Source organism: Rothia sp. HMSC076D04 (assembly GCF_001814645.1).
In the GTDB taxonomy this organism is placed as follows: domain Bacteria; phylum Actinomycetota; class Actinomycetes; order Actinomycetales; family Micrococcaceae; genus Rothia; species Rothia mucilaginosa.
The window spans coordinates 13,519-30,359 of record NZ_KV817374.1 but is presented as its reverse complement, the minus strand read 5'-3'; the positions used below and the strand labels follow the sequence as shown (position 1 = coordinate 30,359).

17 protein-coding genes are annotated in these 16,841 nt (G+C 59.4%); 14 read left to right on the top strand and 3 right to left on the bottom strand.

The genetic code is table 11. The annotated features are described in order from the left end of the window. Positions 1-30 precede the first annotated feature (30 nt). Positions 31-951, top strand: a complete 921-nt coding sequence (miaA, locus tag HMPREF2980_RS08020; protein WP_070691312.1) for a tRNA (adenosine(37)-N6)-dimethylallyltransferase MiaA — start codon at positions 31-33, stop codon at positions 949-951. 96 nt (positions 952-1,047) lie between these two features. Continuing rightward, a complete protein-coding gene (dapF, locus tag HMPREF2980_RS08015; RefSeq protein ID WP_049359377.1) occupies positions 1,048-1,983 on the top strand; it encodes a diaminopimelate epimerase in 936 nt (311 codons plus the stop codon). Positions 1,984-2,107: 124 nt separating this feature from the next. Here the strand turns inward: dapF and HMPREF2980_RS08010 are convergent, their stop codons facing one another. Further along, the gene (locus HMPREF2980_RS08010) at positions 2,108-2,731 is read right to left on the bottom strand and encodes a class I SAM-dependent methyltransferase (RefSeq protein ID WP_049341729.1); all 624 of its coding nucleotides are present in this window, start codon (positions 2,729-2,731) and stop codon (positions 2,108-2,110) included. 143 nt (positions 2,732-2,874) lie between these two features. Between HMPREF2980_RS08010 and hflX the strand changes: the two genes are divergently transcribed. Both hflX and HMPREF2980_RS08000 read left to right on the top strand, forming a co-directional pair. Further along, positions 2,875-4,587, top strand: a complete 1,713-nt coding sequence (gene hflX, locus HMPREF2980_RS08005) for a GTPase HflX (RefSeq protein WP_070691309.1) — start codon at positions 2,875-2,877, stop codon at positions 4,585-4,587. A gap of 12 nt (positions 4,588-4,599) precedes the next feature. After that, positions 4,600-6,666, top strand: a complete 2,067-nt coding sequence (locus tag HMPREF2980_RS08000; RefSeq protein ID WP_083313521.1) for an ATP-dependent DNA helicase — start codon at positions 4,600-4,602, stop codon at positions 6,664-6,666. Between the two features lie 164 nt (positions 6,667-6,830). Here HMPREF2980_RS08000 and lexA read toward each other — a convergent pair whose 3' ends face one another. Continuing rightward, positions 6,831-7,505: a transcriptional repressor LexA gene (gene lexA, locus HMPREF2980_RS07995; protein WP_049341736.1), complete on the bottom strand. Its 675-nt coding sequence runs from the start codon at positions 7,503-7,505 to the stop codon at positions 6,831-6,833. Between the two features lie 849 nt (positions 7,506-8,354). Between lexA and HMPREF2980_RS09370 the strand changes: the two genes are divergently transcribed. The 3 genes from HMPREF2980_RS09370 (at position 8,355) to HMPREF2980_RS07980 (ending at position 10,662) form a co-directional block, all read left to right on the top strand. Then, positions 8,355-9,008 (top strand): LysM peptidoglycan-binding domain-containing protein, encoded by a 654-nt coding sequence (locus HMPREF2980_RS09370; protein ID WP_083313520.1) that lies wholly within the window; start codon positions 8,355-8,357, stop codon positions 9,006-9,008. Between the two features lie 119 nt (positions 9,009-9,127). Beyond that, a complete protein-coding gene (locus HMPREF2980_RS07985; protein ID WP_005507878.1) occupies positions 9,128-9,880 on the top strand; it encodes a type 1 glutamine amidotransferase family protein in 753 nt (250 codons plus the stop codon). After that, positions 9,880-10,662: a HisA/HisF-related TIM barrel protein gene (locus tag HMPREF2980_RS07980; protein WP_070691306.1), complete on the top strand. Its 783-nt coding sequence runs from the start codon at positions 9,880-9,882 to the stop codon at positions 10,660-10,662. The genes HMPREF2980_RS07985 and HMPREF2980_RS07980 overlap by 1 nt, the downstream gene beginning before the upstream one ends. 248 nt (positions 10,663-10,910) lie before the next feature. Here the strand turns inward: HMPREF2980_RS07980 and HMPREF2980_RS07975 are convergent, their stop codons facing one another. Beyond that, positions 10,911-11,333, bottom strand: a complete 423-nt coding sequence (locus tag HMPREF2980_RS07975) for a DUF1844 domain-containing protein (protein ID WP_005507125.1) — start codon at positions 11,331-11,333, stop codon at positions 10,911-10,913. Positions 11,334-11,625: 292 nt separating this feature from the next. Here HMPREF2980_RS07975 and infC point away from each other — a divergent pair, with 292 nt between their 5' ends. The 7 genes from infC to HMPREF2980_RS07940 all read left to right on the top strand — a co-directional run bounded on the left by infC (position 11,626) and on the right by HMPREF2980_RS07940 (position 16,681). Continuing rightward, positions 11,626-12,327 (top strand): translation initiation factor IF-3, encoded by a 702-nt coding sequence (gene infC / locus HMPREF2980_RS07970; protein ID WP_005507875.1) that lies wholly within the window; start codon positions 11,626-11,628, stop codon positions 12,325-12,327. A 198-nt stretch (positions 12,328-12,525) separates the two neighbouring features. Next, entirely contained in the window at positions 12,526-12,720 is a 195-nt protein-coding gene (gene rpmI / locus HMPREF2980_RS07965) for a 50S ribosomal protein L35 (RefSeq protein ID WP_004006287.1), read from the top strand. A 114-nt stretch (positions 12,721-12,834) separates the two neighbouring features. After that, a complete protein-coding gene (rplT, locus tag HMPREF2980_RS07960; protein WP_005507127.1) occupies positions 12,835-13,215 on the top strand; it encodes a 50S ribosomal protein L20 in 381 nt (126 codons plus the stop codon). A gap of 209 nt (positions 13,216-13,424) precedes the next feature. After that, a complete protein-coding gene (locus HMPREF2980_RS07955) occupies positions 13,425-14,336 on the top strand; it encodes a TrmH family RNA methyltransferase (protein WP_246823714.1) in 912 nt (303 codons plus the stop codon). A 91-nt stretch (positions 14,337-14,427) separates the two neighbouring features. Beyond that, a complete protein-coding gene (locus tag HMPREF2980_RS07950) occupies positions 14,428-15,348 on the top strand; it encodes a cation diffusion facilitator family transporter (protein ID WP_070691302.1) in 921 nt (306 codons plus the stop codon). An 18-nt stretch (positions 15,349-15,366) separates the two neighbouring features. Beyond that, positions 15,367-16,182, top strand: a complete 816-nt coding sequence (locus tag HMPREF2980_RS07945; RefSeq protein ID WP_070691300.1) for a DUF421 domain-containing protein — start codon at positions 15,367-15,369, stop codon at positions 16,180-16,182. A gap of 16 nt (positions 16,183-16,198) precedes the next feature. After that, positions 16,199-16,681 carry a (deoxy)nucleoside triphosphate pyrophosphohydrolase gene (locus tag HMPREF2980_RS07940; RefSeq protein ID WP_070594154.1) on the top strand — a complete coding sequence of 161 codons (483 nt, stop codon included), beginning with the start codon at positions 16,199-16,201 and terminating at the stop codon, positions 16,679-16,681. The last annotated feature ends 160 nt before the right edge of the window (positions 16,682-16,841 follow it).

Here is a 16,841-nt window from a genome sequence, read left to right as displayed (position 1 = left end):
GGGGGTGAGGGAACCGGTAGAATGGGGCGCATGACTATCTCCGAAACTCTGCCCGTTATCGCTATTGTGGGCCCGACCGGCACCGGTAAGAGCGCGCTCGCCATTGAGCTGGCTCTGCGACTGAACGGTGAGTGCATTAACGCTGATTCTATGCAGTTCTACCGGGGTATGGATATTGGTACCGCGAAGGTCACTGCGGAGGAGATGCGCGGCGTTCCGCACCACCTGCTGGACATTATGGACGTGCGGGATGAGGCATCCGTGGCGGAGTTTCAGGAGCGTAGCCGTGAGCTGATTGAGCAGATTCGCGGCCGTGGCCGCTACCCGATTCTGGTGGGTGGTTCCGGCCTGTATGTGCGTGCTGCCCTGGATAGGTTGGAGTTTCCCGGCACGGATGCGCGGGTGCGTGAGCGTCTGGAGGAACAGGCGCGTACCGAGGGTATTGGTGTTCTGCACGCCCGCCTGGCGGAGGTAGACCCGGAGTCGGCTGCGCGCGTGAAGGATGAGCGCCGCATTATTCGCGCCCTGGAGGTGTTCGAGGTGACGGGTCGCCCGTTCTCGGCGTTCATGCCGGTGCGCGAGTACATGACGGAGAGTATTCAGATTGGTCTGGATATGGATCGTGCCCTGCTGCACGAGCGTCTGCACCGCCGTGTGGAGCTGATGCACGAGCAGGGTCTGCTCGATGAGATTCGCGCCCTAAACGAGCAGGGTTTGCAGGAAGGTAAGACTGCCTCCCGCGCGATTGGTTACGCACAGTTCGCTCGCGCCCTTGAGGATGCGGACTACAGCGAGGAGCAGGCGATTGAAGATACGACCATTGCGACTCGCCAGTTTGCGCGCCGCCAGCTGACCTGGTTCCGTGCGGACCCGCGCGTGCACTGGCTGGACGCGCTCTCACCCACCCTTGCAGATGAGGCGGAAGCCATCATCCGCGAAAGCACCCGATAAGCCACAATAACGAGCCGCAGCCGAACAGATACCCCCTCGAACCGGTCGGCGCGGTAAAATCATAAACGGACAGGTCACCAACCTTAAGGACAGCATATGAGCGAGAACCCTTCCATCTGGGGCGAGCTGGCAGGCCTGACCCTCACCAAGGGTCACGGCACTGGTAACGACTTCATCTTTCTGACGGACGAGAACGCAGAAATTGCCCTCACCCCCGAGCTGGTAGCCCGCGCCTGCGACCGACACTTCGGCATTGGCGCGGACGGCTTCATTCGTGCTGCCCGCAGCACTGCCTCCCGCGCGGGTCAGAAGCTGCTCGAGGAGCACCCGGACGCTGTCTGGTTCATGGACTACCGCAACGGTGACGGCTCTATCGCTGAAATGTGCGGCAACGGTGTGCGCGCGTTCGTGGAGTACCTGCGCACCGAGGGCCTGATTGAGCTTGAGGTGGGCGAGACCGTCAAGATTGGTACCCGTGCCGGCGTCAAGACTGTGGCGCGTACCGAAGAGGGTTACGCGATTGATATGGGTCCGTGGAGCTTCATTCACGGTGAGGCTGCCCGCGAGGGTGGCGAGGACTGCCTGGTGTCTGCTCGCGGCCTGAAGACTCCGCGTGCTGGCCTGTCCATTTCGATGGGTAACCCGCACACCGTGGTGATGCTCGGCTCCGACGGTAAGCTGGACGGCCTGGACCTGCACAGCCTGCCTCAGGTGAACCCCGCCCCGGTCAACGGCACGAACGTTGAGTTTGTGGTGCCGGTCGACCTGGACGTTGAGAGCGGCGCGCATGTGGGCGCTATCCGTATGCGCGTGCACGAACGTGGCGTGGGCGAGACTCTGTCCTGCGGTACCGGCGCGTGTGCGGCTGCTGCTGCGACCCGTTTCTGGGGCGGCGAGGAAGCACCGGATGAGTGGCTGGTGCATGTGCCCGGCGGTACCCTCGCGGTGACTTTCGTGCTGGGCCCGGATGACCTGGAGCATGTTGTTCTGGCTGGTCCGGCGCAGATGGTTGCGACCGTCGTGCTACGATAGTCGGCTGCAATAGCGGGCAGCCCTGGACCAGAGATTTTATAGACAAAAGCGGCGGGTGTTTTCTGACAATAAATTCAGAAAACACCCGCCGCTTTTATGTTTTAAGCAAATAGCGCCAGAGGTTTTAGTCCTCGTAGCGGTGTACCTGCAGAATACGGAAGCCCTTCGAGGTCGCATAGCGCGACACCTCAAACTCGCCGGGGTGCAGCTCCTCAAGCTGCGCGTCCATCCACTTCTGCAAAGAATCAGAGCCCAGGTTCTTCTGAACCACCAGGTAGGCGTCACCACCAGGCGCCAGGCGAGGCAGCCAGGTCAGCAGGATCTCGTGCAGAACCTCCTTGCCCACGCGAATCGGCGGGTTCGACCAGATGGTGTCAAAACGCAGTTCGGGGTCAACCGATTCGGGGGTTCCCACGGTGACGTTGGACAGGCCGAGAGCGGCGGCGTTGCGTTCGGTCAGGCTAATGGAGCGGGAGTTCACATCCACCGCGTGCACCTGCGCCTGCGGTGCGAGCATCGCCAAAGTCAGGGTAATGGGACCCCAACCGCAGCCGATGTCGAGCATGCGTTCGCCCTGCGGGTCGGGTGCTTCCTGCAGCAAAATAGCGGTGCCCTTATCAATACCGGAGGGGCTGAAAATGCCGTTAGCTGTGGTGACGGTGACCTTGCGGCCGGCAAGCTCCACCTGCACCGGGCGGGGCTTGAATTCGGTCTCGGGGGTTTCAGAGAAATAATGCTGCTCGCTCATGCTATCCAGTGTACCGGTAGGGCAAGAACCCGCCGCACACGGGCAGAGAATGCACGGGGCAGGTCAGCAGCTTGCACGCCCTGAGCGCACAGACGACCGAACCCCCTACCTGATGCGGGCAACGGCGGTAGAATTAGAGTCGTATGAATTCTAAGAACATCCCCGTATCTGATACCGAAAAGCTGCCCAGTGATGAGCAGCTGCGCCGCACCGTAGACCGCGTTCTGGGCCGCTCCCAGGCCGCCGCCTCCGTCACTACTTATGACGCAGCCGGTACCGCGCATCACAGCGATAACTCTTCCAGCACCCACGGCAACAATAGCCGCCGTGTGCTGGATACTCGCGCGCGCGAAATTTCTGACGTTCAGCGCGAACACTCCGAATATGACGGTGACCAGGAAGATCTCGCTGAGCGCCGCGCACTGCGCCGTATCGCGAACCTCTCCACCGAACTTGAAGACGTCACCGAAGTCGAGTACCGCCAGCTGCGCCTGGAACGCGTGGTGCTGGCTGGTCTGTGGACTGAAGGCACCGTAGAGGACGCAGAGAACTCCCTGCGTGAGCTCGCGGCACTGGCTGAAACCGCAGGTTCCGAGGTTCTGGACGGCCTGGTTCAGCGCCGCCTCAAGCCGGACCCCGGCACCTTCCTCGGCTCCGGTAAGGCGCTGGAACTCAAGGACATTGTGGAGGCGACCGGCGCCGACACCGTCATCGTCGACTCCGAACTGGCTCCCTCGCAGCGTCGTGCCCTCGAAGACATCGTGAAGGTCAAGGTCATTGACCGCACCGCCCTGATTCTCGACATTTTCGCTCAGCACGCTAAGTCCCGCGAGGGTAAGGCGCAGGTTGAGCTGGCTCAGCTGGAGTACATGCTGCCGCGTCTGCGTGGTTGGGGTGCGTCCCTGTCTCGTCAGGCGGGTGGCCGCGCCGCAGCCGGTGAGGGTATCGGTTCGCGTGGTCCCGGTGAAACCAAGATTGAGATGGACCGCCGCCGCCTGCGCGCTCGCATGGCGAAGCTTAAGCGTGAGATCGCTGCGATGGCGCCGGCGCGTGAGACGAAGCGTCTGAACCGTCGCCGTAACCGCGTGCCTTCGGTGGCTATTGCCGGGTACACGAACGCGGGTAAGTCCTCCCTGCTGAACCGCCTGACCGATGCCGGCGTGCTCGTGGAGAACGCCCTGTTTGCGACGCTGGACCCGACCGTCCGTAAGGCTCAGACCCCGGACGGTATCGGCTACACCCTCTCTGACACGGTGGGTTTCGTGCGTTCGCTGCCGACCCAGCTGGTGGAGGCGTTCCGCTCCACCCTGGAAGAGGTCGCTGACGCTGACGTCATCCTGCACGTGGTGGATGCTTCGCACCCGGACCCGGAGGGGCAGATTCGTGCTGTCCGCGAGGTCATCGCGGAGGTTGACGCCCGCCATATCCCCGAGATCATTGTGCTGAATAAGGCGGATGCCGCCGACCCGTTCGTGCTGGAGCGTATGCGCCAGCGCGAGCCGGAGCACGTGATCGTTTCGGCGCGTACCGGTGAGGGCATTGAGGAGCTGAAGCAGAAGATCGCGGACACCATTCCGCGCCCCTCCATTGAGGTGAAGCTGCTGATTCCGTACTCGCACGGTGAGATTATTTCGCGCCTGCATGAATGGGACGCCGAAATTAAGAGCACCGATTTCGTATCGGACGGCACCTTCGTGGTGGCTCTGGTCCGTGAGGATGTAGCCTCCGAACTGTCCGAGTATGTGCTGGAGGGTGACCTGCTAGAGGTCCTGGAAGAGGAACTTGCAGAGGCACACGCTCTGGCTGAAGCGACCGCTTCTGTTTCCGAGCAGTCCTCCACCGCTGAGGCTCTATAGGGGCGGACGAGCGTGACCGAGAGCATCAACGCGCCCAAAAACACCCCGGGAACTGTACCCGGACCGGCAACCGACGGCACCCGATTCACCGGGCAGGAGCTTGAGACCCTGCCCGGTGCGAAGGATGCCCTGACCCTGCTGGACGAGGCGGTTGCCGCCACCGGCGGTCAGAACCGCGCCGGTCAACGCACCATGGCGGCGCATGTGGCGCAGGCTCTTGAGCTGCAGCGTCACCTGCTGGTCCAGGCGGGTACCGGTACCGGTAAGTCCCTGGGCTACCTGGTTCCTGCCCTGGCGCGGGTGGGGGAGTCGGATCAGCCGATTGTGGTTGCGACGGCGACCCTTGCCCTGCAGGCGCAGATCGTGAACCGCGATATTCCGCGTCTTCTACAAGCGCTGGAACCGCGCCCGGAGTCGCAGGCGCAGGTGGCTCTGCTTAAGGGCCGCAATAACTACCTCTGCCTGCACAAGCTGGAGGGTGGCTACCCGGAAGACGAACCGGATGCTCTCTTTGACATGCCTTCTTCGACCTCCCGCGTGGGTGAGGAAGTGGTGCGCCTGCGCGAGTGGGCTGACCGCACGGAGACCGGAGACCGTGACGAGCTGAAGCCCGGCGTCTCTGACCGCGCCTGGGCTCAGGTATCGGTCAGCGCCGCCGAGTGTTTGGGTCGCCGTTGCCCGCTGGTGGAAGAGTGCTTTAGCGAGATGGCGCGTAGTCGCGCCGCTGAGGCTGACATTGTCATCACGAACCACGCCCTGCTGGCGATTAACGCTTTTGAAGGCATGAAGGTTCTGCCCGAACATGAGACGGTCATTATTGATGAGGCTCATGAGCTGGTGGACCGCGTGACCGGTGCTGTGTCTGGTTCTTTGACGGTTGCGATGGTTCGCCGTGCGGCACGTAGCGTGAAGAAGCATTCGAAGGCTGATTCCGGCGCACTGGAAATGGCAGCCGGCACCCTGGAGACCGCGTTCGAGGGTCTTGCCGAGGGCCTGCTGAAAGGCCTGGACGGTCGCCTTTTGACCGCTATTTCTGCGGTCAACGATGCCGCCCGCACCGCCCTGTCCGATACCAAACCGGACGGTCAGGACGTTGACGCCGGCCTGCAGATGGCGCGCTCGCGTGTCTCTGAGGTGCACGATATGAGCAGCCGCATTCTGGAGGCTTCGGGCGAGCAGGACGTTCTGTGGATTTCTCGTCAGGGCGGTTGGGAGAACGGCCGCTACGTGGCTGCTTCCGATACCGACCCGGCGACCCTGAATATCGCTCCGTTGAGCGTCGGTTTGCAGCTACGTGACGGTCTGTTCGCTGACCGCACCGTGATTTTGACGAGTGCGACCCTGACGGTGGGTGACTCTTTTGATGTTGCAGCCGCTGCCCTGGGACTGCAAGGGGAGGGTGCGCCGCGCTGGACGAGTATCGATGTGGGTTCACCTTTCGACTACCGCAAGCAGGGCATCATGTACGTTGCCGGAGATTTGAAGCCTCCGGGATTTGGTGTGCACGAGGGTCAGCTGGAGCGTCTGCGTGAGCTGTGCGAGGCGTCGGAGGGCGGCGCCCTGGGCCTGTTCTCCTCGAAGCGTGCCGCTGAGCGTGCCGCCGAGTACATGCGTGAGCATAGCGACCTGAACATTCTTCTGCAGGGTGAGTCTTCGCTCAAGGCTCTGGTGGAGGAGTTCAGCGAGGACGTTGACTCATGCCTGTTCGGAACGATGAGCCTATGGCAGGGCGTGGATGTTCCGGGTGACTCTTGCCGCCTGGTGGTGATGGACCGCATTCCGTTCCCCCGCCCGGACGACCCGATTGCGCAGGCTCGTACGGAGGCGGTGAACCGTCACCGCGGTAACGGCTTTATGGCGGTTTCTGCTCACCATGCGGCGATTCGTATGGCGCAGGGCGCGGGCCGCCTGATTCGTTCGGTGTCTGACCGCGGCGTGGTGGCTGTACTGGATTCTCGTGTGGCGACTAAACGTTACGGCGGTTTCTTGATGAAGGCGATGCCGCCGATGTGGTCGACGCAGAATAAGGCAGCCGTGATTGGTGCGCTGGCTCGTCTTTCGGCGAGTATTGAGCGTTAGCTCGGGCGAGATCCATTCCTTGCCGCGCCGCCGCCCCGTTTTGGGCATATAAATTTAGACATATAGAAATCACCCCGGTGATACGTGAACGTTTACGTATCACCGGGGTGATTTCTATAGAGAGCTAAAAGCCTCGCGGCTATGTCTTTTAGAGGCTGTGCTGTCTAGAGACTGCGCAGCACGGATACGACCTTACCCATGACGGTTGCGCGGTCGCCCATAATCGGCTCGTAGTTGGAGTTGCGCGGCATGAGCCAGGTATGGCCGTCGACCTGACGGAACACCTTCACGGTTGCCTCGTCGTCAAGTAGCGCAGCAACAATATCGCCGTTGTCTGCGGTGTGCTGCTCGCGGACAACCACCCAGTCGCCGTCGCAGATTGCGGCGTCAATCATGGAATCACCCTTGACCTTGAGCATGAACAGCTTGCCGCTACCGACCAGCTGGCGGGGCAGAGCGAGCACATCCTCCACGGACTGCTCGGCAGTGATGGGGCCGCCCGCTGCAATTCGTCCAACCAGGGGAACGGGTACGAGGTCCTCATCGCCGACTTCGAAGTTCGGCAGCTCGGGCAGGGAAGAGGAAGCGCTACCGTGGATGCCGATGCCGTTCTCATCCAGCACCTCAATGGCACGGGGGAGCTTGGGGTCGCGGCGAATGTAGCCCATGGTCTCGAGGCGACCGAGCTGGTGAGTGACCGAGGACAGGGACGCAAGACCCACCATGTCACCAATCTGGCGCATGGACGGCGGGTAACCCTTCTGTTCAATCTCGGTGCGGATCGCGTCAAGAATCTTCTGCTGGCGCGCGGTCAGCGCCGGACGGGGTGCTGTTGCCATTTCTTTTCCTTCGGTCTGTGCCCCGAATTCTGTACTCCGGTCTCTGCAGTCTGTTTGAGACACAGTCCGGTCGGGGCACGGATGGGTGCTTCACACGTTTTCTGGTGAAGTCCTAAAAATTTTTTGGTTCTGCCGAAATGGGTCTTATCTCGTCAGGGGGTGGAGGAATTCTATCCGTGCCGGAGCGATACCGGAGCGATACGCAGGCAACGAGTATGCGCCTCCGCCCTATAAAACTCAGTCAGCAGCACCTGCATTCGATACAGAATCAAACCGTAACGGGTACAGAAACCTGCTGTGAGTAGGACTCATCAGGAGCGTGTGGAACGTCTCTTGACACCAGTGTAGAACACTACACCGAAAAACTCAAACAAATATTCTAGATTTTTTCTTCGAAACTCGAAGAAATTTTTAGTACATCTCTGCTAGACTTTAGAACAAGAGTTCGTATATACTCTTGAATCTCTCCTGGAATTCAGGATTTACGGGTGAATGTTCGAAAAATATTCGAAGATTCAACCCGGAGTCTTTCGGGAGAGGAGAGTGAATGGGTGTTCGAATGTATTCGAATCCTCTGCCTCTCTCTTCGCATGATCTACCTTGGATGCTCTAGGGAGCATCTGGCGAAGAGAGAGCGCAGGGGATGGGGTTCCGGGGTCACCCAGTGCGACCCAGCGCAGCCCGGTGCATCCGACGCTCTGACCTAACTAGGGACTAGCTACCCAATAGTTATCGCCTAACAATCACCACTCCATAGTTATCACTCAACTAGGACCTCCGAGCGGGTATCGCTCGGCATTGCTAGACCCGCGGGGCAACCCCGGGGCGAGCTGAGAGAAAGGAACCACAATGACTACTGCAGCACCTATTGCTTCTCGTGGCACTTCTGCACACCTTCCGGCAGGTTTGGTGGTACTTCACCCCGCCCGCACTGCGTCCGCCAGCACCGTGTCGGCCCGCACCATGCAGGGGCGTTCTCGTGTGCCTGCGTCTTCGCAGTCTGTTCGCTCTTCTCGTGCGGCTCATGCACCCCGTCCTGCGCAGGTGGCTCAGCCCGCCCACGCTCCTGCTGTTTCTGCCTCTGCTGCTTCTACCCCCGCCGTTTCTGCTCAGACATCTTCTGCGGCTCAGGCGCCTGGCGCGAAGAGTGCTCTTCTGGCTAAGGGTGGCGAGCTTCTGCGCGCGGTTCCCTCTTCTATTCGTCGTCTTGGCACTGTGCGCGGTTTCCTGAAGGGTCTGCCTCTGCTGACTTTGGCGGCACTGATTGTGCTCGGCGCTATTAGCTTCTTTGGTCCGGCGGCTTCTGCCTCCGTGGAGAACGCTTCGGTGACTCGAACCGTCGTTGTGGTCAAGCACGGAGAGACCCTGTGGGATATTGCTCAGGCGGTGGATCCGCAGGGTGACACCCGTGATACTGTGGTTCGTATTATGGAGTTGAACTCGTTGACCAGCACCTCTGTTGATGCCGGTCAGCGTCTGGAAATTCCTCAGACTCAGCGCTAAGCATGGACCCGCGTGTGGTTGGCTTCTGCATGAGCTTGATGTCTTGACTCCGAATCCGCTATCTCTCAAGCTAGAGCGCTTGAGCCGAATTCTTGAGCCTATGAAATAGGAGCGCACCGATGCCTGTTCCCGTTGAATCCGCACCCGTCGAAACTGAATCTGTACAGAATGCTCAGACTGCTCGTCCTGTGGTTGCCGTTTTGGGGGAACCCGGAACTCGTGGCGCCCTGGTGAAGCTTCTTCAGGATGCGGGGGCGGAGGTCATCGTGACCGCTGTGCCCGATCAGCTGCGTGAGGCTGACGGCATGGTGGTTACCGGCGGTGCGAGCTCTCTTGAGGCGTATGAAGACCTGAAAGCTAAGGACGCTGAGCGTGTGATTGGTCGCCGTGTTGCCGGTGGTCGTCCGGTGTTGGTTGCCGGTGCAGCACTGAGTTGCCTCTTCGATTCGGTTACGGTGGAGCATCCGCAGATGGGGCAGGTTCAGGTTCAGTGCATGGGGGAGTGGCCCGGCGAGAGCGTGGAGCTTTCTACCCGCGACTTGGTGCCCGGTGTTTCTGCCCTGCGTTCTTCCTCCGATAGTGTGCTGCTCAAGGATCTTGAGGGCGAGGCTCACTTCAAGTCTGAGCACGGCGTTTTTGAGTGGGCTTTTGATCAGAGCATTGAATATATTGCCCCTCCGGCGGTGACTTGGACTGTCACCGAGCCCGCCTATATCGCGGCGGTTGAGAACGGTCCGCTGACGGCGGTGCAGTTCTGTCCGGTAGGTTCTGGCGAGCTGGGGGCGGAGTTTATGCGCCGCTGGGTTGCGTCCCTGACGGTGACCGGTCGCCTGTTTTCTGGCGACTCCGCTACTGCTGCGGGAGGTAACTAATGTCTGCACCCGTTCTTGAACTTCTGCCCGCTGTTGATATTTCTGAAGGCTATGCGGTGCGCCCGGTGGGTGGCACCCTGTCCGGTGGTGAGCAACGCCTTGACCCTGTTGAGGCGGCTCTGACCTGGGTGAAGGCTGGTGCTCGCTGGATTCACCTGGTTGACCTTGATTTGGCGTTTGGTCGCGGCACGAATACTGAGGTTCTGGCTGAGGTGGTTGCTGCCGTCCGTGCCGAGAATGCCCGCGACTCCGCTCCGGTTCGTATTCAGGTCAGCGGCGGTGTGCGTAATGCTGAGAGTCTGGAGCGCGCCCTGAGCCTGAACCCGGATCGCGTGAACGTGACCAGTGCGGCTCTGGCGGATTCTTCCTGGCTTGAAAGCACTCTGGCTCGTTATGCCGATTCTGATCTTCTGGCTCTTGGGCTCGATGCCCGCTATAACCCTGAGCGGGGCTGGGTGACTGTGGCTCGCGGTACCGACTGGTCGGGCCCTGACCTGGCGGAGGCGCTGGCGTGGCTGGAGAGTGCGGGCGTGCGCCGCTATATCGTTACGGATGTGAGCAAGGACGGTTCCCTGGCTGGTCCCGGTGCGGAGCTGCTGGATGAGGTGCTGGCTCAGACTGCCTGCCGGGTGGTGGCGTCCGGTGGTGTGGCGTCGCTGGCTGATCTTGAGAAGCTGCGTTCCATGGTGCCTTATGGTTTGGAGGGCGTGGTGCTGGGTAAGGCGCTGTATGTGGGTAACTTTAGTTTTGAGCAGGCTCTTGAGGCTGCTGGTTCCCGCTAAAGCTACCGTTCTTGATACATTGGGTGCCCGCTAAAGCTACCGGTTCGCGCTAGCCCGCTTATCTAGTCCGCGTAGTTTTCTTATCCGCACAGGCTCGCACAAGCTTTATATGTGACGAAGCCCCGTCTTCCTCAGTACGAGGGAGGCGGGGCTTCGTGATGACATAAACCAGGTTGCGGCTTAGTGGACCAGCTGGTTTAGCGTACGTCCTGGTTTACTGCACGTGTTGGTTTAGCACACGTGCTGGTTTAGTACACCGGGCCGGTGAGCTTTTCGCCGGGGCCCTTGCCGGGTTCGTCCGGGAAGGGGGATGCTTCGCGGAAGGCGAGCTGCAGGGTGCGCAGGCCGTCGCGCAGGGGTGCTGCGTGCTGGGATCCGATTTCGGGTGCTGCGGCGGTGACGAGGCCTGCCAGTGCGGTGATGAGCTTGCGTGCTTCGTCGAGGTCCTTGAGGTCGTCGGCGTTTTCGTCTGCTGCCAGGCCGCACTTGACGGCTGCGGCGCTCATCATGTGGATGGCTGCGGAGCTGATGATTTCGATGGCGGGTACGTCTGCGATGTCGCGCAGCTGTTCGTTGACGGCTTCGACCTGCTCTTCGGTGAGTTCGGTGTGGCCGTGTACGGGGGTTTCTTCTTCCGCAGTGAAGCGGAAGTTCGTGTTTTCAGTGCTCATAGTCTTAGAATCTCATATTTCGTTTGTTTCGGTAAATGCGTCCTTAAGAGTGGGTGCTTCTGTGGACTTTCTGGGGGAGTCCCCGCAATTTTTATGGTGTTTTGCGCTATTTCCTTGCGTCTGTCGGGGATTCTGCGGTATCGTTGTAGGCAGTTTGCAAGTGGAGCATGCCTCCCACCCGGTTGACCGCCGCAGGCGTTTGTTTGCGAGTTTTGAGGTGAACGGGTTCGTCCGCCGCTTTCGGCGTACGCTGGTTTGTGCCTCCGCTTGTGTAACTGCGGGGGCTTTTTTAGTGCCCGCAACGGATAGTATTCACGGGGAAACCCACAGAGCACAGGAGCTAGTCATTAGCGAACCACGCATTAACGATCGTATCCGCGTTCCCGAGGTCCGTCTTGTCGGTCCCGGTGGCGAGCAGGTAGGCGTTGTCCCTCTGAAGGACGCTCTGCGTCTGGCTGAGGACGCCGAACTCGACCTGGTCGAGGTTGCCCCGAACGCGAAGCCGCCCGTGTGCAAGCTCATGGATTACGGTAAGTACAAGTACGAAGCCGCAATCAAGGCTCGTGAATCCCGCAAGAAGCAGGCTAATGCCGTTCTGAAGGAGATCCGTTTCCGCCTGAAGATTGATACCCACGACTACGAAACCAAGGTTGGACACGCTCGTCGTTTCCTTTCCGGTGGTGACAAGGTCAAGGCAATGATTCAGTTCCGTGGTCGTGAGCAGCAGCGCCCCGAGATGGGTGTGCGTCTGCTGGAGCGTCTGGCGGCTGAACTGGCTGAGGTGAGCACTGTTGAGTCTCGCCCCCGTCAGGATGGCCGCAACATGGTGATGGTTCTGGCTCCGCTTCGCGGTAAGGCAGAGGCTCGCCGTGAGCAGGGCGCCGGCGGTCGCAAGGGTCGCGAGCGTATTGACACGACCAAGGCGAAGCCCGTAACTAATTCTTTGGCAGACGCTATGCCTGCCGAGTTGAAGGCACAGGCTTCCGCCGAGTAGGGAACCGGGTCGTCACTTTAGGATGGGCACGCGCCTCCACCGCTCGGTGGGTGTTGCGGGTTCACCCGGTGCCGGTTCCGAGGCACCTCGCGAGGGGTGCCTCACCTTTGGTCCTTGGGGCTGATGCGTTCGCGTACGCAGCCCCACTAAGCTACCCCGCCACTGTGGCGGGGGATGAATGTAAGGAGAACGGCAGCTATGCCGAAGCAGAAGACCCACTCTGGTGCTAAGAAGCGCTTCAAGCTCACCGGTAGCGGCAAGGTTAAGCGCCAGCAGGCGAACCGCCGCCACTACCTGGAGCACAAGTCCTCTCGTCTGACCCGTCGTCTGGCTTCTGACCAGATCGTTACCGGCGGCCAGGCAAAGGTTGTCAAGAAGATGCTGGGCAAGTAAGCAACGCTTACTCTCTGCACCTGGCGCACCGATAGTGGTGCGCACTGATTAAAGACTCGCTCCTGTTCAGCGTGATATGTGAGCTGTTCAGGACATAAGACGAAGGAGACACACGTGGCACGTGTGAAGCGCGCGGTTAACGCGCACAAGAAGCGCCGTACTATTCTCGATCGTGCATCCGGCTACCGCGGTCAGCGTTCTCGCCTGTACCGTAAGGCTAAGGAGCAGGTCACTCACTCGCTGGTTTACAGCTACGACCACCGTCGTAAGAAGAAGGGTGACTTCCGTCGCCTGTGGATTCAGCGTATCAACGCTGCTTCCCGCGCACAGGGCCTGACCTACAACCGCTTCATCCAGGGTCTGAAGGCTGCTGGTGTTGAGGTTGACCGCCGTATGCTGGCTGAGCTGGCTGTTAACGAGCCCGCTGCCTTCAACGCACTGGTTGAGATTGCTAAGAACAACCTGCCCGAGGACACCTCGGCTCCCAAGGCTTAATGAGCCTAGGTTGTGTTCTTGCCTCGAAGATCTAGGTTCGGGGTAGGATGCTTAAGCGTCGTGAGCGGCCGTCTGCACTTTTGAGTGTGGGCGGCCGCTTTCTGCGTATCTGGGGGTTGTGCTTGTGGCTGTTCTGCGTTTTTTGGGTGTGCCTTTGCCTGTACCCTTTAAGAGTGAACTTTTTTGAACGTATTAGTACCCCCGTTGTGATGTCCAATCCGCAGGCAGATCGTGTGTGCGATATTGCGAAGCTGCGTACCCGCGCTGCCCGCACGAAGAAGGGCCAGTTCTTGGTGGAAGGCCCGCAGGCTGTGCGTGAGGCGTTGAAGGCGCACCTGAAGAGCCCCATCCTGGACGCTGTGTATGTCACGGAGGCGGCTTTTGACCGTCATGAGGATATTGCAGAGCTGCTGGAGCAGGTGTACGGCACCCCCACCCCGGAGGAGGGTCGCCGCGTCTTTATGCGTGTGGTGACCGATGAGGTGCTGGAGGCGATGGCTGATTCGGTGAGCCCGCAGGGTATTATTGCGGTTTCCTTTATGGTGGATGCGTCGTTCGCGCTGCTGTGGGGTGAGGGTGCGTTGAACCCGAAGCTGATTGCTGTGCTGTCTCGTGTGCAGGATCCGGGTAATGCGGGCACTATTCTTCGCGTGGCTGATGCGGCTGGCGCCGACCTGGTGATTACGACTAAGGGTTCGGTGGATTTGTATAACCCGAAAACGGTGCGTTCTACCGCCGGTTCGCTGTTCCATGTGCCGATTATTCAGGGCGTGCAGCTGGAGGATTTCGCGGAGGATGTGAAGTCTCAGGGTACTGCTGTGTTGGCTGCTGACGGCTATGGTGCGGTGAATCTGCAGGAGCTGAGCGAGTACACTGCGGCTCGTCGTGCCGGTGTGGAGGCGAGCGCCCCGTCCGGTGTGAAGGGTAATTTTGATCTTTCGAAGCCGACAATGTGGCTTTTCGGGAATGAAGCGCAGGGCTTGAACGCTGAAGAGAAGGCGGCCGCCACTATGCGCGTGGCTGTTCCTGTCTATGGTTCGGCTGAGTCTTTGAATGTGGGTACGGCTGCTGCTGTGTGCCTGTATGCTTCGGCGATGGCTCAGCGCGGCGTTTCTCGCTAGGCTTTGGGCGGTTCACGGCTGTGGTACAGCGGTGGGCCGCCTTAGCCTCATAGGTTTTAGAGTTTTAGTTTAGGGCTGAGAAAGGGAAATTATGTCTGCTCCTTCTGGTCATTCGGGTTCGGGCGCGATTATTGCCGCGCTGGGTGCGAATCTGGGTATTGCGGTGCTGAAGTTTTTGGCTTTTGCGCTGACTCGTTCTTCGTCGATGTTGGCGGAGGCTATTCACTCGGTGGCTGACTCGGGTAATCAGCTTTTGCTTCTTCTGGGCGGTCGCGCTTCGCAGAAGCAGGCTGATGAGGAGCACCCGTTTGGTTATGGCCGTAACCGCTATATTTACGCGTTTATTGTTTCGATTATTATCTTTGCCCTGGGTGGCTTGTTCGCTCTGTATGAGGGTTATGAGAAGCTGCATGACCCGCACGGTATTACTGAGTGGCAGTGGGTTCCGGTGGCTGTTCTGGTGGGTTCGATTCTGCTGGAGGGTAATTCGTTCCGCGTGGCGGTGAAGGAGTCGCGTGATCTGAAGGGCAAGCAGAGCTGGATGCGTTTCTTGCGTACTTCGAAGAACCCGGAGCTTCCGGTGCTTCTGCTGGAGGATGCGGGTGCGCTGCTGGGTCTGATTTTTGCGCTCTTTGGTGTGGGTCTGACTCTGTTGACCGGTAATGGTCTGTGGGATGCGTTCGGTACCCTGGCTATCGGTATTCTGTTGGTCTTTATCGCTGTGTTCCTTGCGGTGGAGATGAAGTCCCTAATTTTGGGTGAGGCTGCTTCGCCGGAGGATTTGGCGAAGATTCGTGCGGCGATTGAGGATGGCGATAGCGAGCGCATTATCCACATTAAGACTGTGCACCTGGGTCCTGAGGAGATTCTGGTGGCGGCAAAGATTCGCATTCATGATGCTGACACTGGTCGTGCGGTGGCTGATGAGATTGACGCGGCTGAGGTTCGTATTCGCGAGGCTGTTCCTGCGGCACGCATCATTTATTTGGAGCCGGATATTTTCCGGGCTTAGTTCTAGGAGATTTTTGTTATGACCGTTGAGATGATCGTTGATGGTTTGCTAAAGATTTTCATTGGCCTGATCATTCTTTTGGTGTACCTGCGTCTGACTCACCGTTCTCAGGCGGGGCACCAGACCCCGATTGATACCATCGGTAACTTTGTCATCGGTGGTGTGTTCGGTGGCGTGTTGTACAGCAAGCAGATTAGCCTGTTCTACTTTGTCATCTACATGGTGTTTACGCTGTGCATGATTCAGCTGCTGAACGTGGCGACCACGAAGATTCGTTTTCTGCATATGGCGGTGCGTGAGCAGCGCGTGCCGGTCATTACGGATGGTGATATCGATATTAAGAGCTTCCAGCAGGCAGATGTGGTTCTTGATCCGATGCGCCTGATTGCTGACCTTCGTGCGCAGGGTATTTACGACCTGGAAGACATTGAGTTCGCTCAGATTGAACCGAACGGTGCGCTGAGCGTGATCCGTAAGGGTGACGGTGTGCCGAACTTTGCTCTGATTGTGAAGGGTAGCTTGGTCACTCGCGATATCGCGGATGCGCACAAGACCGAGGATTGGGTGTACCTACAGTTGCGTGCCGCTGAGGTCGAGCTTGAGGATGTCTTCCTCATGGAGTTCAAGAACGGCAACCGCCTTCTGATTCTGCTGAATGACGGCACTAATATTCGCCGTGAGGTGGCAGAAGCCTCGAATATGAATGATGAGGAAGAAGAGTGGCAGGAAGGCGTGGAGGAAGCTCCTGAGCCTGAGAATACTGAGGATGCCGAGAAGGAAGTAGCGGAGCACGCTGCTGAGGATGCGCATCCGATGAAGGATTCTAAAGCGTAGAAGAAGGTAGAGAAAGATGAGTGAAGTGTCGCCCTCGTTTGAGGTTCAGGTGGTTGGCGCCGCCGTGGTCGATTCTTTGGTGGCTCCGACCCGTATGCTGGTGGCTCAGCGTTCTGAGCCGCAGACTGTTGCCGGCATGTGGGAGTTCCCGGGCGGTAAGGTCGAGCCGGGGGAGAGCTGCGAGCAGGCGCTGGTGCGTGAGCTGAAGGAGGAGCTGGGCGTGCAGGCGCGTTTGGGTGCTGAGGTGCCCGGCGCGTACCCGCAGGGCTGGCGTCTGAGCGAGCGTCTGGCGATGCGCGTGTTCTTTGCGGAGATTCTTTCGGGTACTCCGGATACTTTGGAAGATCACAGCGCGCTGCGGTGGATGCCGCTGCCGAAGTCTAAGGATGACGCGCAGGCGTACGATGATTTGCTGGGTTTGCCGTGGATTCCGGCGGATTTGCCGATTGTTGTGGCTCTTCTGCAACAGCTGCAGGACACTGGCACTGGTGAGGCGTAGACCCAAGGTCTGACCTAATGCTCTGCGCTAGTTCGTTGCGAGGCTAAGTCACCGTTATATGACAAACTCGCGGCGGTAACAGGATAAATTTTCTCTATCTTTTTTGACACTGTTTGAAGGCGGGATTCCCTGTGGGGAGTCCCGCCTTTATTCATATTTT